Below are 12,407 nucleotides of genomic sequence, written 5' to 3' on the forward strand. Positions count from 1 at the left end.
TCACGGATTACGGCGCCGTCTATGGCATGACTCGGCCAACTTCTGAAGCCAACACGAACGCGACGGGGACCCTATGGGACAGGCGTGACGCGGGCATACGCCACAAATGCGGCCCAGCTTCGGGGAGTTACGGTGAGGTGGTCGGCGTCGGTGGGGGGTTGCTTGGAGTCGCGGATGTGGATGGCGTGGGGGCGGGTGGCGACTTCGAGGCATTCGCCGCCGGCCCCGCCGCTGTAGCTCGACTTGAACCAGGCGAGTTCTTCGTTGGTGTTCATCGCTCTCCCAGCTTCTTCGCGATCAGGGCTGTGGACTCACCAGGGGTGAGCGCCTTGGCGCGCATGATCCCATAGCGGTCCGCGATCATCCGGACCTCACCGGGATCGGTGATCAACCTCGGATACCCCTGAGCTTCCGTGTACGCGATCTGATGGTGCTGACCCTTGGGAATCAACAGGTTGAACGCACCATCCATGTTGGGATGTTCCTCACGACTGGTCGGCATGACCTGGATCTCTACATTGCGCATCCGCCCCACCTCCAGGATGCGCCTCAACTGGGCTTGCCACACCGCCCGTCCACCGATCGGCCGGTCCAGGACGACCTCCTCCAGCACATAGCTGATCGGCGGCATCGGCCTTCGCTCGAAGACCTGTTGCCTGGCCAGCCTGTCGGCCACCCGCTTCTCGACTGTCCCTTCGTCCAGCAGTGGACGCCAGTGAGAGAAGATCGTGTGCGCATACTCAGCGATCTGCAGCAGCCCCGGCACCCCCTGATTCGCATAGAAGTGCAGCTCCACCGCCTCCGCCTCCAACTCGGCATACCCCCGGTACCACTCCGGATGCCGAGTCCGAGCCTTCTTCAGCGCTTCCCGTACGTCGGGGATCGCGGCCCTCAACACCCCGCCCGCGCCGAGGACTTCATCGACCCGTTCCAGGAAGTCCGGCTGCGGCGTCCGCACGCCTCGCTCGATCGCCGACACCAGGTCCTCGCCGACATGCACCGACGCCGCGAGCTCCTTCTGATGCAGACCCGCCGCCTCGCGCAGCACCTTGATCTGGCGCCCGAGCGCGCGGAACAAGTGCGCCGTTCCGTCGACTTCGGCAGGCCGCTCGGGCCTGCGTCCAGCGTCCACGTTGACCATGACCCGTACCACCTTCGCGCCCGCCCGAAATGGTCACGCCCGACAGGACGTACAGCACCCGACCGCAGCCGTACAGTCACTCTCCGTCGCGCCGCCCCTCCTGGTCAGCGTAAGCCGGAACGACCACGCTCGGTGACATGAACCTCGAAATCACCGATCACGCAAGCGACTTGACCTTCGCGCAGCACTTCAGCGCGACCCGCCGCGGCGCCCGGCTCGCCCGCAGACTCGCCCTGCACCAGCTGGACGACTGGGGTGTGCCGCACGGCAGCGAGGCCTCCGACAGCGCGGCCCTCGTCGTGGCCGAGCTCGCCGCGAACGCCGTCACGCACGGTCGCGTATCCGGCCGGGACTTCGAGCTGCGGCTCGCGCTCGACGGTGTACGCCTCGTGATCGAGGTGGCGGACGCCCGCGCCGACCGCCCGCCCCGGCCCCTCGCCCCGTGCCCCCTGGCCGAGGACGGCCGCGGCCTCCAGCTGGTCGAGGCGCTGACAGAGGACTGGGGCGTGCGCGAACGGCCTGGCGGGGTCGGCAAGACGGTGTGGGCGAAGCTGACAGTGAAGCGCCGGCCGGTCCCTCCTGGGGGACTGGCCGGCGCTCTGTGAGAACCATCCGGGGCCTAGCCGGTACCTCCCGAGAAGAAGCCGCCACCGTCCTCAGCACCGCCGTTTCCCCCTCCGCCGTCGGCCAGTCCCTCCACGCCCACGGTCAGCGTCACCGTGGAGCCGGGCTCGACTTCACCGCCCGCGGCGGGCAGTTGGGTGAGGACGAGGCCGGCCTCCTCGGCGGTCGAGGGCACGGTGGCGACCTCGGCGACCAGGCCGGCGTCGACGAGCGCCTGTTCCGCCTCGGCCTGGGTCCACCCCAGGACATCCGGCACGGTCACGGTCTGCGGGCCGGTCTCCTCCGCCGCGATCAGCAGCGTCACCGTGGAGGCCCGGGGCGCGGTCGCGCCGCCTTCGGGTTCGGTGCCGGAGGCCGTGCCCGGGGCCACGTCCGGGTCCTCCACCGTCCGTGTCTCGACGGTGAAGCCCTGCTCCTCGAGCAGCCGGGTCGCCTCGTCGGCCGACTCGCCCCTGGTCTGCGGGATCTCCACCTGCTCGCGCGGCGGTTTGCCGTCACCCGCCGGGGCGGGCATGTCGATCTCGATCTCCTCGGCCGGGGCCTGTACATCCGCGACCGTGAGGGACTTCTGCGGCTTCTCGGCCTTCTCCACCCGTACGACCTGGTCCTTCTTGACCTTCCACTCCTTGTTGCCCTTCTTCTTGCCCTTGAACTTCGGGTCGATGTCGCCGGGGTCCTGGTCGCTCACGGCGAGCGGATTGCCGCAGTTGCACTTCACGCGCGGTACGCCGAACGCGTCCACGAGCACGGCGGTGCCGGCTTCGAGCAAGGCCTCGTAGCGGTAGTGCTTGCCCTTCCGGTAGCCGTGGTTGCCCACGAGGGTGTCGTTGGCGAGGACGACTTCCTTGAGGGATTCGACAAAAGCCTTGACGTTCTTGTTCTTGGCGCCGATACCGAGCGCCTTGGCCCAGGCCGCCTTCTTCTTGCCGTTGCCCGCTTCGAGCAGGAATTCGAGCAGCAGCTCGGGATCACAGATATCGATCTTCTTGCTGCCGCCGTACAGGCCCGCCTCACTGCCTTTGCGTGAGCCGCCCTTGTCGTGGAGATTGCGGCCGAAATCGATTCCGTCGCCCAAGTCCCCTTCGAAGAAGGCGTTCTCGGCGAGATAGCCGACCGCTTCCGCGGCGACCTCCGCCGCCACCGCACGGGCCGCGCAGGCCATCCCCGTCAGTGATCCGATTCCGACGGTGAACGCGAGGAACGCGGCCGCCGTCCTGAGCCTGATCCCCCGCCACCCCCGTGCGCCCCCGGTGCGCACACCGCGCACTTTCCTGGCCATGATTCCCCCTTGCCCGCGCTGCCCGGGCTCGCGTCACAATGACGCGACTGCAGCCACCGGAACGAGCAGCAGCGTGACAGTAAAGGATTCCGCACAACCAGGTCTCAATTACGGCCTGTTGACACCTCGTGACATTATGCGCGACAGGTCTCGACGCTACCCCGAACACCCATTCGGCATTATCCGATTCGCCTCGCATAATTCGGCTCCGGGAAAGCGCTTGCGATATCCCAGGCCCCCCACAGGGAACTCTGCACCCCCCACTGGGACCATGTCCCCATGCCACAGCACCCCACATCGCCCGCCCCCTTCGGCCCACTGGACTTCCAGCTCGTCCTCCTGCGCCGGATGGCCGACCACAACCCCGGGCTCGTCGAGGACGCACGGCGTGAACTCGGTGTCTCCGTGGCGGAGATGCGCGAGGCGAACCGGCGGTGGCAGGCGATGGTGCGCTCACCGCGAGGGCGCGGCGCCGTCAGCCGGTACCGGTCCGCGCTCGGGGCGCCCGAGGCGAAGGTGCGCCGGCAGATCGGGGATCTGACCTGCGAGGCGCTGCTGTGGCCCGTGCCGCTGTGGCCGGATCTGCGTTTCGAGGTGCTGCTCGCACCGGGCGGTGCGCAGGTCGTGAACGAGTGGCTGATCCGCGCTCCCGGCAGCCCCGGACCCGGCCTGGGGACTGTGGAGGACCTCACACCGTGGTCGGCGACGGTGGACGAGGTGGGCCGCGCGTTCCCACCCGCCACCCTGCTCGAAGGCGCGGCCCCCACGCGCTGGCGCCTGGCCTTCGAGGCACCGGACGCGCAGGGTGGGCGCCGGGCCTACGTCGGTGACTTCACCTGGGGGCTGCTCCAGGAGGTCGCCGCCGGGGCGTAAAGGATTTTCCACCGGCCCGTGGATCGGCGATAGTCCTGGTCATGGCGAGACCGGAGGTCGGGGACGAGGTGCGGCGGTGCGCTGCCTGCGGGGGCTACGCATACGGCGGCGCACCGGACTGCGCTGTCTGCCGTGCGCTCGTGGACGCGATCGTCGAGGACGAGTGGGCCGTGTTCGTACGGCGCATGGGCGCGGCGCCGGCGGAGGAGCGGGCGCTGGCCGAGATGGTCACGGCCGAGCCCGACCGGCACGACTGGCGCGTGGTCGACGCCGCGCTGGACCGTATCGAGTGCGGCGACTGCGGGGAGCGGCTCGGGCGCGGGCCGGCCGGGTGCGCGGGGTGCGAGCTCGCCCACGGCTTCCGGTACGCGGCGGTCGAGACCGACCGTCCCGGGGTGCCGCCGGGCAATGAGCACGCGGTCCGCGTCAACGTCTCCGTGGTCCGCCGCCCGCAGATGACCTCCGCCGCCGAACTCCTCGTACGGCGCAAGCTGCTCCCTCTGCTCCTGGTCGGCCGGCTCCCGACCACGCAGGAGGCGCAGCGGGCGAGTGCGGCCGTGAAGGGCGCGGCGGCGGACGCACGGGAACGGCTCGTCGACGAGGTCGTCGAGGCAGCGCTGGCCGACCCCGGGAAGGGGACGGCGGCGGGAACGGACACGAGGAAGGGAACGGCATGAGTACGGAGATCAGGGTTCCGGCCGGACGGGCCGGGCGCGCGCTCGCCCATGTGCGGGGGCTCGCGCGCGGGGGTCCGCTCGATCCGGCGCTGCGCGTCACGCTCAACTTCCACCCCGACCGCCTCACCCAGGACGGCACCCCCATCCTCGACGCCATGGCCGAGCACGGCGTCTACCGCTCGCAGTTCGTGACCGGCACGAGCAACGGCGGCCTCACCGCGTACGAGGGCGGCGACCGCTGGCGCTGGGAGAGCCGGATCTTCGGCGGGGCGTACGACGACGCACCGGCCGTGGAGCGCCCGGTGTACGGCGGTCTCAACTTCCGCCGCAGGACCACGGGGGCGGCGCCCCGCTTCGGCTCGGCGCACATCCGGCTGGCCGCCGGTGCGCTCGAACGCACCACGTTCTGCTACCCGGACAGCTTCCTGGAGCCGGCGGACTTCGGCGTCGCGGCCGCCTGCGACCTCATCGCCCTCGCCCTCGCCGACGACCAGGACGCGCTCGACGACTACATCGAGACCCAGATTCACGGCCCGGTGAGCTTCACCGGCGACGTCGAGGCGCTGGTGCTCGACCCCTGCTTCCGCGGTACGGAGGTCGAGGCGTCGGCACTGCGGCTGGGCTGCCCGGTGGAGTTCCACGGCGGATTCCGGGTCGCTGCCGAGGAGTTGGCCCGCCATGGGGACTTCCGGGGCCAGGAGTACGTGGATCTGGCGCTGTCCCTGACCGTCGACGGCCTGCTCGACCCGGGCCTCATCGGCGCGGCCTCCCGCGCCGGCCGGCACGATCCGCAGGACCTGAAGAAGGTCTGGCACCTGCTTGCCCGCTTCGGAGCGCCCACGACCTGATCCGAACCGGCCCGACCTGCTCGCTTCCCCGGGGGTAACCACCCACTTGGGAGTGCGTACTTGAGAAAGCCTTGGCCGCGATCAAGGCTTCCTTTCACCACTCGTACGCACAGGGAGCATCATGACCAGCAGCACAGCAGTAAGCGTCATCGGTCTGGGGGATATGGGCAAGGCGCTGGCAGCGTCCCTGCTTTCCGCGGGATTCCGTACGACCGTATGGAACCGCACCGCGGAAAAGGCGGACGAGCTCGTGGCGAAGGGCGCACTGCGGGCCGCCACGGCCGAAGAGGCCTTGGTGGCAAGCCCGTTGACCATCGTCTGCCTGATCGACTACGACACGACGCGCACCCTTCTCGCGCAGGCCGCCGGCGCCCTGCGCGGACGCACGCTCGTGCAGCTCAGCAATGGAACACCCGCCCAGGCCCGGGAGCTGGAGACCTGGGCGAGGGAGCAGGGCGCGGCCTATCTGGACGGCGGCATCATGGCCGTCCCCTCGACCATCGCCACACCCGAGGCATTCCTTCTCTACAGCGGCGACAGCGAAGCCTTCGCCGCACAGAAGGAAATTCTGGAGGTGATGGGCGAGGCGAAATATCTGGGCGCCGAGGTCGGCCTCGCTTCCCTCTACGATTTGGCGCTGCTCAGCGGAATGGACTACATGTTCGCGGGCTTCTTCCATTCCGTGGCGGTGGCCACCTCGCACAAGGAGAGCACGGCCGCCGGTTTCACCGAACTGCTCGTGCCCTGGCTGACGAACATGGCCCGGCTGCTTCCCGTACTCGCCGCCGACGTGGACTCCGACGGAGAGCCCGCGTACGCACAGGGTCTCGATGTCGTCCTCGCGGCCGCCCGCAACATGGCGCAGGCCGCACGGGACGCCGGCGTCCGCGCGGACCACTTCGAGCGCTCCGCCGAGGACTTGGAGAGCCAACTGGCTGCAGGCGGGAGGGACTTCACGGCGTCCGGGGCCGTGGAGCGTCTGCGGGCGGGCTGACGGGCAGGGCCTCGGTCATCGGGCCCGTCCTCCGGCCGCGTGGCTCTGACCTGTGTGTCCGACGCCGTGATGATCCGTCAGGGCGATGAGCAGGTCGGTGAGTTGCCCCTGCTGGGCCGGGGTGAGGGGAGCGAGCAGCTCGCGCTGGGCGTCCGCGATGAGGGTGTCGAGGCGTTCCAGGTGGCGGCGGCCGACGGGGGTGAGCGTGATGACGTTGCGGCGGCGGTCGACGGGGTCGGGCTCGCGGCGGATGTATGAGGCGGCGGACAGTTCGTTGAGCACGGCGACCATGTCGCTGCGGTAGATGCCGGTGCGGCGGCTGAGTTCCGCCTGGCTGGCGGCGCCCGCCTCGGCCAGCGCGACCAGGACCGCGAAGTGCCACTTGCGGGCGCCTTCGGTGGCGAGGCGCTCGCTCACGAGCCGGTCGGCGATGACCGCGGCGCCCGCGATCAGCCGGCTGGGGATGGTGCGCAGCCGGGCCGGAGTGGGCTCGGGGGTCGGGCTCATGCGGGTCCTCCTGCGGGTCGTGGGCGTGGGGCTGGGGGCATGTTGCCGGGGCGTGCACATCGGGCCGTCTGCCGTCTATTGCGTTAGTGGCACTAACAGTCTACCTTCGTTAGTGCCACTAACGTTCATGTGGGGCGCCGGCCCCATGGATCCCTCTCCCCTTGGAGTGCAGGCCATGATCAAGCCGTTCCGTATCGCCATCCCGCAGGCCGACCTCGACGACCTCCACGACCGCCTCGCCCGCACCCGCTGGCCCAACGAACTCGACGGCGCCGGAACCGACTACGGCTTCCCGCTGGCCCGCCTGAAGGAACTCGCCGAGTACTGGCGCACCGGCTACGACTGGCGCGCCCACGAGGCCGAGCTCAACGAGCTCCCCCACTTCACCACCGAGATCGACGGACAGAACATCCACTTCGTCCACGTCCGCTCCCCGAAGCCGGACGCGCTCGCGCTGATCCTCACGCACGGCTGGCCCGGCTCGTTCCTCGAGTTCCTCGACGTGATCGAGCCGCTGTCGCGCGACTTCCACCTGGTGATCCCGTCCATACCGGGATACGGATTCTCGGGCCCGACCCACGAGCGCGGCTGGGACGTGCCCCGGGTCGCGCGCGCCTGGGCCGAGCTGATGCGCCGACTCGGATACGAGCGCTACGGCGCGCAGGGCGGCGACTTCGGCGCCGGCATCTCCCTTTCGCTCGGCGCGTACGCACCCGAGCAGGTCGTCGCGGTCCACCTCAACTACCTGCCGACCCGCCCGGATCCGGACGCCGGCGTGGAACTGTCCGCGACGGACGAGGCCCGCCTCGACAAGGTCCGCGACCTGCTGACGAACCGCCCTCCGTACCAGGCACTGCAGGCCGCCACCCCACAGACCATCGGCTACGCGCTCACCGACTCGCCGGTCGGCCAACTCGCCTGGATCGCCGAGCGGTTCGCCCAGTGGACCGACCCTCACACACCGGTCGACGACGACCGGATGCTCACCGACATCTCGCTGTACTGGCTCACCGCGACCGCCGCCTCATCGGCCCGGCTGCACCGCGAGACCGTACGCGGGAACGCACTGTGCACCGTCCCCGTGGGCATCGCGGTCTTCGCGCACGACATCACCCAGTCGGTACGCCCGCTCGCCGAGCGCCTCTACGACATCAGGCACTGGTCCGAGTTCGACCACGGCGGCCACTTCGCGGCGATGGAGGTACCGGAACTGCTCGCCGGGGACGTACGGGAGTTCTTCCTGACGCAGACGAAGCGGGAGGGCTAGGACGGGTGGGGCGTCGAGGGTCGGGAGGGGGCGTCGGCGTCGAGGGTCGGGAGGGGGCGTCGGCGTCGAGGCTCAGGAGGAGTCGTCGGCGTCGGCCGCGAGGCTCTTGTCGACGGCTCCTGACCGGCTGACGCCGTCGACCGCCACACAGATGCCGAAGACCCGGTCTTGGCTGGTCCAGCCGTTCACGCGGCCGCGGTTGTTGCTGATCTGCACCCGCTTCCTGGCGAGGTCCACGGACGACACCAGGTGCAGGTAGACCGTCCCGGCGACGCGGGCGAGGACGATGTCCCCGACCTCCACCTTCGAAGGGTCGACCGGAGCGACAACCACCTGCTGCCGACTGCGTATCAGCGGGACCATCGAGGAGCCGCTGGGCCGGAACACCACGGTGGCCCCGCCGGCGCCCCTGTCTGCCACTGCGTCCAAGGCACCCATCCGGTCAGCCTGGCAGAGTCCCCCGCACCGCCCCACCGAATTGTTCGGCCGATTGCTCCTTGCGCCCCGCTCCCTGCTCCCTGCTCCATCAGCGAGGCGCACGCAGCCTGTTGTGCAGCTAGCCCACGAAGTTCCGTACGCCCTGGGAGACCGTGTCGTCGCCGAGGAAGTCGTTGTGCTTCAGGCAGCCCGAGGCGATGTTGGTCGCGCCGGTGAGCGGGACGCTGCTGTCGGGGTTGATGACCTCGTCGCAGTCGGACCAGAACGTCGCGTACGAGACCGCGCCCGGCGTCTCGTCACCCTCGGCCAGACCGTCCTGGACGTACGAGCCGGGCGTCATGTCGCGGCAGGCCTGGGACCACAGGGCGCAGGCCCAGGCGGTGCTGGTGCCGTGGTTGGGGCCGGCGAGGGAGACCCAGTCGTCGACTTTCGCCAGGCCCCCGCCGTGCTTGATGTACCAGCGGGTGACGAGGCTGCCGAAGGAGTGGGCCACGATGTCGACCTGAGCGGCGCCGGTCTGCGCGCGCACTTCGTCCACGTAGGCGGCGAAGCGGCCCGAGAGCGTCTCGTTCACGGACTGGCTGGTGTCGTAGCCCCAGGAGAAGAGCTCCGCGTCCGTGTAGCCGGAGGACTTGAAGTCCTCGCGCAGGGAGCCCCAGACGCCGGGGCCCGCGTTGTAGCCGTGGACGAAGATGACGGGGGTGCGGGCGGCGGTGGCCCGGGTCTCCGCCCGGGCGGAGACGGTGGCGGTGAGGCCGAGCAGGGTCGTGACGGCGAGGAGCAGTGAGGCCATGCGGATACGAGAGCGCAGCACGAAGTCCCCCTGGTTGAAGGGTGGTTACGCGTGAGTAGCGGTCTTGAGCATGGTGAGGCCAACGAGGCGCGATGAACAGACCCGTGCAGGCGGGGTTCCGGCCAATCCCGGGGCGATGCCGGCCGGGTCGGGGGCGCGCGCCGGTCCCGGTCGGGGTCCTGGGTCAGTCCCGGTAGGGGTCCTGGGTCAGTCCCGGCTCAGTCCCGGTCGGGGTCCCAGTCGAGCAGCCGTACCTTCGCGACCGTCCGTACATGGCGCCGCATCGCTGCGGCCGCCGCCCTGCCGTTGCCCGCATCGATCATCTCGAAGATGTCCATGTGCTGCGCGAACGACTTGGACGGACGCCCCCGTTGACGCAACGACTCATGGCGCGACTCGGTGATCTGCTCGGCTATCGACCGCATGAACTCCGCGAGGATCGCACTGTGCGCGGCCGCGGTGACAGCGGCGTGGAAACGTCGGTCGCCCTCGATGCCGTGCTCCCCGCGCTCGATCTCCTCGGCCATGTAGCCGAGGGCGTCGCGCAGCGCGGCGAGGTCCTCCTCCGTACGGCGCTCCGCGGCGAGTTCGGCAAGCTTGGTCTCCAGGGCCTCGCGCGCTTCGAGTACGTCGGGCAGCCGGCGTCTTCGTTCGACGAGCCGCTCGACAGGCTCGGCGATGTCGAGGCTGTCGCCGACGAGGTAGGTGCCGCCGCCGTGCCGGACCTCGACCAGGCCCTGGACTTCGAGGACGACGATGCCCTGCTTGACGGAGGCCCGGGAGACGCCGAGGCGCTGGGCCAGTTCGCGCTCGGGCGGGAGCCGGTCGCCGGACTTGAGGCCGGACTCGGCGGCGTAGGCGCGCAGGCGGTCGATGACCTGCTCGTACATGCGCGTACGTCCCATGGGCCGCAGTGCTTCGGACATGGCCCACCCCCTCCCTGGATGCCCGCAGCCTAGCAGCGGAGGTGGTCCAGTGGCTGAGCCAATTTGACCGCGACCCCTTGACGGGTGAAGGCGGGGCCCCGACTCTATGGGGCACCAACTGGCCGAGTGGCTCAGCCACTTGTCCACCGAGCCACGCAGCCTGCGAGTGGCTGAGCCACTGGACCACCTCGACCTCGCCTGCCGGTCGAGTGGCTCAGCCACTCGACCAACCGCTTCTCCCCACTGCCCCGCCGACCCGCCGACCCACTGGCCAGGTGGCTGAGCCACTCGACCACCCGACTCTCCTCACTGGCCACTGCCCCACCGCCCCATCGGCCCAAGTGGCTGAGCCACTCGGCCACCCGCTTCTCCCACTGCCCCACCGCCCCACCGACCCACCGACCCACCGCCCCACCGGCCAAGTGGCTCAGCCACTCGACCACCCGACTCTCCCCACTGGCCAAGTGGCTCAGCCACTCGACCACCCATCCCCCATCCCCCATTCACCCATCCCCCATCCACCCATCCACTCCGCCCACCACGCGCGCCCCAGGGACGGGAGCCCCGATGTCCGCGGAACTGATCTCGATCCTCGTACTGGTGGTGGTCTTCGTGATCGCCACCACCCGCTCGATCAACATGGGCGCGCTCGCCTTCGCCGCAGCTTTCGGCGTCGGTGAACTCGTCGCCGACCTCGACGCGGACGGCATCTTCGCCGGCTTCCCGGGCGACCTCTTCGTCGTCCTGGTCGGCGTCACCTACCTCTTCGCCATCGCCCGCGCCAACGGCACCACCGACTGGCTCGTGCACGCCTCCATCCGCCTGGTCGGCGGCCGGATCGCGCTCATCCCCTGGGTGATGTTCGTGATCACCGGCGCGCTCACGGCCATAGGCGCCGTCAGCCCGGCCGCGGTCGCAATCGTCGCGCCCATCGCGCTGAGCTTCGCCGCTCGCTACGGCATCAGCCCGCTCCTCATGGGCGCGATGGTGGTGCACGGCGCCCAGGGCGGCGGCTTCTCGCCCATCAGCATCTACGGCTCGATCGTCAACGGCATCGTGGAGCGCGAGAACCTGCCGGGCAATGAAGTCGCCCTGTTCTTCGCCTCCTTGGTGGCCAACCTCATCATCGCGTCGGTCGTCTTCGTCCTCTTCGGCGGCCTGAAGCTGCCCCGCACCCGAGCCGACGAGCCCACCGCCGCGGGCACCACCGGCTCCCCCGGAACCACCGCCTCCCCCGGGCCCGCCGACTCCCCCGGCACCACCGGCACCTCCAACACCTCTGCAACCACTGGCACCTCCAGCACCTCTGCGGCCACCGACACCACCGGAAACACCCGCACCACGAGAACCACCCGCACCACCGGAACCGCCACAAAGCCCACCGAAGCCCCCCTCCTCACCCCACCCCGCATCGCCACCCTCGCCTCCCTGGTCGTCCTGGTCGTCGCCGTCCTCGGCTTCGACCTCGACGCGGGCCTCACCGCCATCACCCTCGCCGTCCTGCTCAGCACCGCCTGGCCGGACACCAGCCGCAAGGCCGTCGGCGAGATCGCCTGGCCGACCGTGCTCCTGATCTGCGGTGTCATCACGTACGTCGGCGTGCTCGAGGAAATGGGCACCATCAAGTGGGCGGGCGAGGGCGTCGGCGACATCGGCGTACCGCTGCTCGCCGCACTGCTGCTGTGCTACGTCGGCGCGATCGTCTCGGCGTTCGCCTCCTCCGTCGGCATCATGGGCGCCCTGATCCCGCTGGCCGTCCCCTTCCTCGCGCAGGGCGAGATCGGCGCGGTCGGCATGATCGCGGCGCTCGCGGTGTCGGCGACCGTCGTGGACGTCAGCCCGTTCTCGACCAATGGCGCCCTGGTGCTCGCGGCGGCCCCGGATGTCGACCGCGAACGGTTCTTCCGGCAGTTGATGATCTACGGCGGGATCATCGTCGCCGTGGTCCCCGCTGTCGTATGGCTGCTCCTGGTGGTGCCAGGATTCGGGTGATACGCCCAAGGAAGCGCCCACCCGCGGCTCGTGCGCCGCAGTCCGACG

14 protein-coding genes are annotated in these 12,407 nt (G+C 70.0%); 7 read left to right on the plus strand and 7 right to left on the minus strand.

Translation table 11 applies throughout. From position 1 onward, the window contains the following. Positions 1–71: 71 nt before the first annotated feature. Complete coding sequence (locus H9Y04_RS26450; RefSeq protein ID WP_187816554.1) at positions 72–275, minus strand: DUF397 domain-containing protein; 204 nt, start codon at positions 273–275, stop codon at positions 72–74. After that, positions 272–1,141 carry a helix-turn-helix domain-containing protein gene (locus H9Y04_RS26455; protein WP_187816555.1) on the minus strand — a complete coding sequence of 290 codons (870 nt, stop codon included), beginning with the start codon at positions 1,139–1,141 and terminating at the stop codon, positions 272–274. The genes H9Y04_RS26450 and H9Y04_RS26455 overlap by 4 nt, the downstream gene beginning before the upstream one ends. 137 nt (positions 1,142–1,278) lie before the next feature. On the opposite strand from H9Y04_RS26455, the gene H9Y04_RS26460 reads away from it, so the two are divergent. Continuing rightward, the gene (locus H9Y04_RS26460) at positions 1,279–1,746 is read left to right on the plus strand and encodes an ATP-binding protein (protein WP_187816556.1); all 468 of its coding nucleotides are present in this window, start codon (positions 1,279–1,281) and stop codon (positions 1,744–1,746) included. A 14-nt stretch (positions 1,747–1,760) separates the two neighbouring features. On the opposite strand, the gene H9Y04_RS26465 is transcribed toward H9Y04_RS26460, so the two are convergent. Next, on the minus strand, positions 1,761–3,044 hold the full coding sequence (locus H9Y04_RS26465; protein ID WP_187816557.1) for a DUF6777 domain-containing protein: 1,284 nt from the start codon (positions 3,042–3,044) through the stop codon (positions 1,761–1,763). Positions 3,045–3,323: 279 nt separating this feature from the next. On the opposite strand from H9Y04_RS26465, the gene H9Y04_RS26470 reads away from it, so the two are divergent. From H9Y04_RS26470 to H9Y04_RS26485, 4 genes are all read left to right on the plus strand, one after another. After that, entirely contained in the window at positions 3,324–3,917 is a 594-nt protein-coding gene (locus H9Y04_RS26470; RefSeq protein ID WP_187816558.1) for a hypothetical protein, read from the plus strand. 41 nt (positions 3,918–3,958) lie between these two features. Continuing rightward, positions 3,959–4,594 (plus strand): hypothetical protein, encoded by a 636-nt coding sequence (locus H9Y04_RS26475; RefSeq protein WP_187816559.1) that lies wholly within the window; start codon positions 3,959–3,961, stop codon positions 4,592–4,594. Further along, entirely contained in the window at positions 4,591–5,442 is an 852-nt protein-coding gene (locus tag H9Y04_RS26480; RefSeq protein ID WP_187816560.1) for a DUF3626 domain-containing protein, read from the plus strand. The genes H9Y04_RS26475 and H9Y04_RS26480 overlap by 4 nt, the downstream gene beginning before the upstream one ends. A gap of 121 nt (positions 5,443–5,563) precedes the next feature. Beyond that, a complete protein-coding gene (locus H9Y04_RS26485; protein WP_187816561.1) occupies positions 5,564–6,436 on the plus strand; it encodes an NAD(P)-dependent oxidoreductase in 873 nt (290 codons plus the stop codon). A 15-nt stretch (positions 6,437–6,451) separates the two neighbouring features. Here the strand turns inward: H9Y04_RS26485 and H9Y04_RS26490 are convergent, their stop codons facing one another. Then, positions 6,452–6,943, minus strand: a complete 492-nt coding sequence (locus H9Y04_RS26490) for a MarR family winged helix-turn-helix transcriptional regulator (protein ID WP_187816562.1) — start codon at positions 6,941–6,943, stop codon at positions 6,452–6,454. A 175-nt stretch (positions 6,944–7,118) separates the two neighbouring features. Here H9Y04_RS26490 and H9Y04_RS26495 point away from each other — a divergent pair, with 175 nt between their 5' ends. Then, entirely contained in the window at positions 7,119–8,210 is a 1,092-nt protein-coding gene (locus tag H9Y04_RS26495) for an epoxide hydrolase family protein (RefSeq protein WP_187816563.1), read from the plus strand. 72 nt (positions 8,211–8,282) lie between these two features. Here H9Y04_RS26495 and H9Y04_RS26500 read toward each other — a convergent pair whose 3' ends face one another. From H9Y04_RS26500 to H9Y04_RS26510, 3 genes are all read right to left on the minus strand, one after another. Next, a complete protein-coding gene (locus tag H9Y04_RS26500) occupies positions 8,283–8,630 on the minus strand; it encodes a S24/S26 family peptidase (protein ID WP_308801109.1) in 348 nt (115 codons plus the stop codon). Between the two features lie 136 nt (positions 8,631–8,766). Next, positions 8,767–9,441, minus strand: coding sequence for an esterase/lipase family protein (locus H9Y04_RS26505; RefSeq protein WP_187816565.1), 675 nt, complete (start codon positions 9,439–9,441; stop codon positions 8,767–8,769). A gap of 218 nt (positions 9,442–9,659) precedes the next feature. Further along, the gene (locus tag H9Y04_RS26510) at positions 9,660–10,367 is read right to left on the minus strand and encodes a FadR/GntR family transcriptional regulator (protein ID WP_187816566.1); all 708 of its coding nucleotides are present in this window, start codon (positions 10,365–10,367) and stop codon (positions 9,660–9,662) included. 567 nt (positions 10,368–10,934) lie between these two features. Here H9Y04_RS26510 and H9Y04_RS26515 point away from each other — a divergent pair. Further along, positions 10,935–12,359 (plus strand): SLC13 family permease, encoded by a 1,425-nt coding sequence (locus H9Y04_RS26515; protein WP_187816567.1) that lies wholly within the window; start codon positions 10,935–10,937, stop codon positions 12,357–12,359. The last annotated feature ends 48 nt before the right edge of the window (positions 12,360–12,407 follow it).

This window comes from Streptomyces polyasparticus, assembly GCF_014493765.1.
In the GTDB taxonomy this organism is placed as follows: Bacteria; Actinomycetota; Actinomycetes; order Streptomycetales; family Streptomycetaceae; genus Streptomyces; species Streptomyces polyasparticus.

Bases quoted from the DNA above. Each gene is read 5' to 3' on its own strand.
- H9Y04_RS26480 (WP_187816560.1), top strand. From the start codon at position 4,591: ATGAGTACGGAGATCAGGGTTCCGGCCGGACGGGCCGGGCGCGCGCTC.
- H9Y04_RS26465 (WP_187816557.1), bottom strand. From the start codon at position 3,044: ATGGCCAGGAAAGTGCGCGGTGTGCGCACCGGGGGCGCACGGGGGTGG.
- H9Y04_RS26455 (WP_187816555.1), bottom strand. From the start codon at position 1,141: ATGGTCAACGTGGACGCTGGACGCAGGCCCGAGCGGCCTGCCGAAGTC.
- H9Y04_RS26485 (WP_187816561.1), top strand. From the start codon at position 5,564: ATGACCAGCAGCACAGCAGTAAGCGTCATCGGTCTGGGGGATATGGGC.
- H9Y04_RS26450 (WP_187816554.1), bottom strand. From the start codon at position 275: ATGAACACCAACGAAGAACTCGCCTGGTTCAAGTCGAGCTACAGCGGC.
- H9Y04_RS26505 (WP_187816565.1), bottom strand. From the start codon at position 9,441: ATGGCCTCACTGCTCCTCGCCGTCACGACCCTGCTCGGCCTCACCGCC.
- H9Y04_RS26510 (WP_187816566.1), bottom strand. From the start codon at position 10,367: ATGTCCGAAGCACTGCGGCCCATGGGACGTACGCGCATGTACGAGCAG.
- H9Y04_RS26490 (WP_187816562.1), bottom strand. From the start codon at position 6,943: ATGAGCCCGACCCCCGAGCCCACTCCGGCCCGGCTGCGCACCATCCCC.
- H9Y04_RS26495 (WP_187816563.1), top strand. From the start codon at position 7,119: ATGATCAAGCCGTTCCGTATCGCCATCCCGCAGGCCGACCTCGACGAC.
- H9Y04_RS26470 (WP_187816558.1), top strand. From the start codon at position 3,324: ATGCCACAGCACCCCACATCGCCCGCCCCCTTCGGCCCACTGGACTTC.
- H9Y04_RS26460 (WP_187816556.1), top strand. From the start codon at position 1,279: ATGAACCTCGAAATCACCGATCACGCAAGCGACTTGACCTTCGCGCAG.
- H9Y04_RS26515 (WP_187816567.1), top strand. From the start codon at position 10,935: ATGTCCGCGGAACTGATCTCGATCCTCGTACTGGTGGTGGTCTTCGTG.
- H9Y04_RS26475 (WP_187816559.1), top strand. From the start codon at position 3,959: ATGGCGAGACCGGAGGTCGGGGACGAGGTGCGGCGGTGCGCTGCCTGC.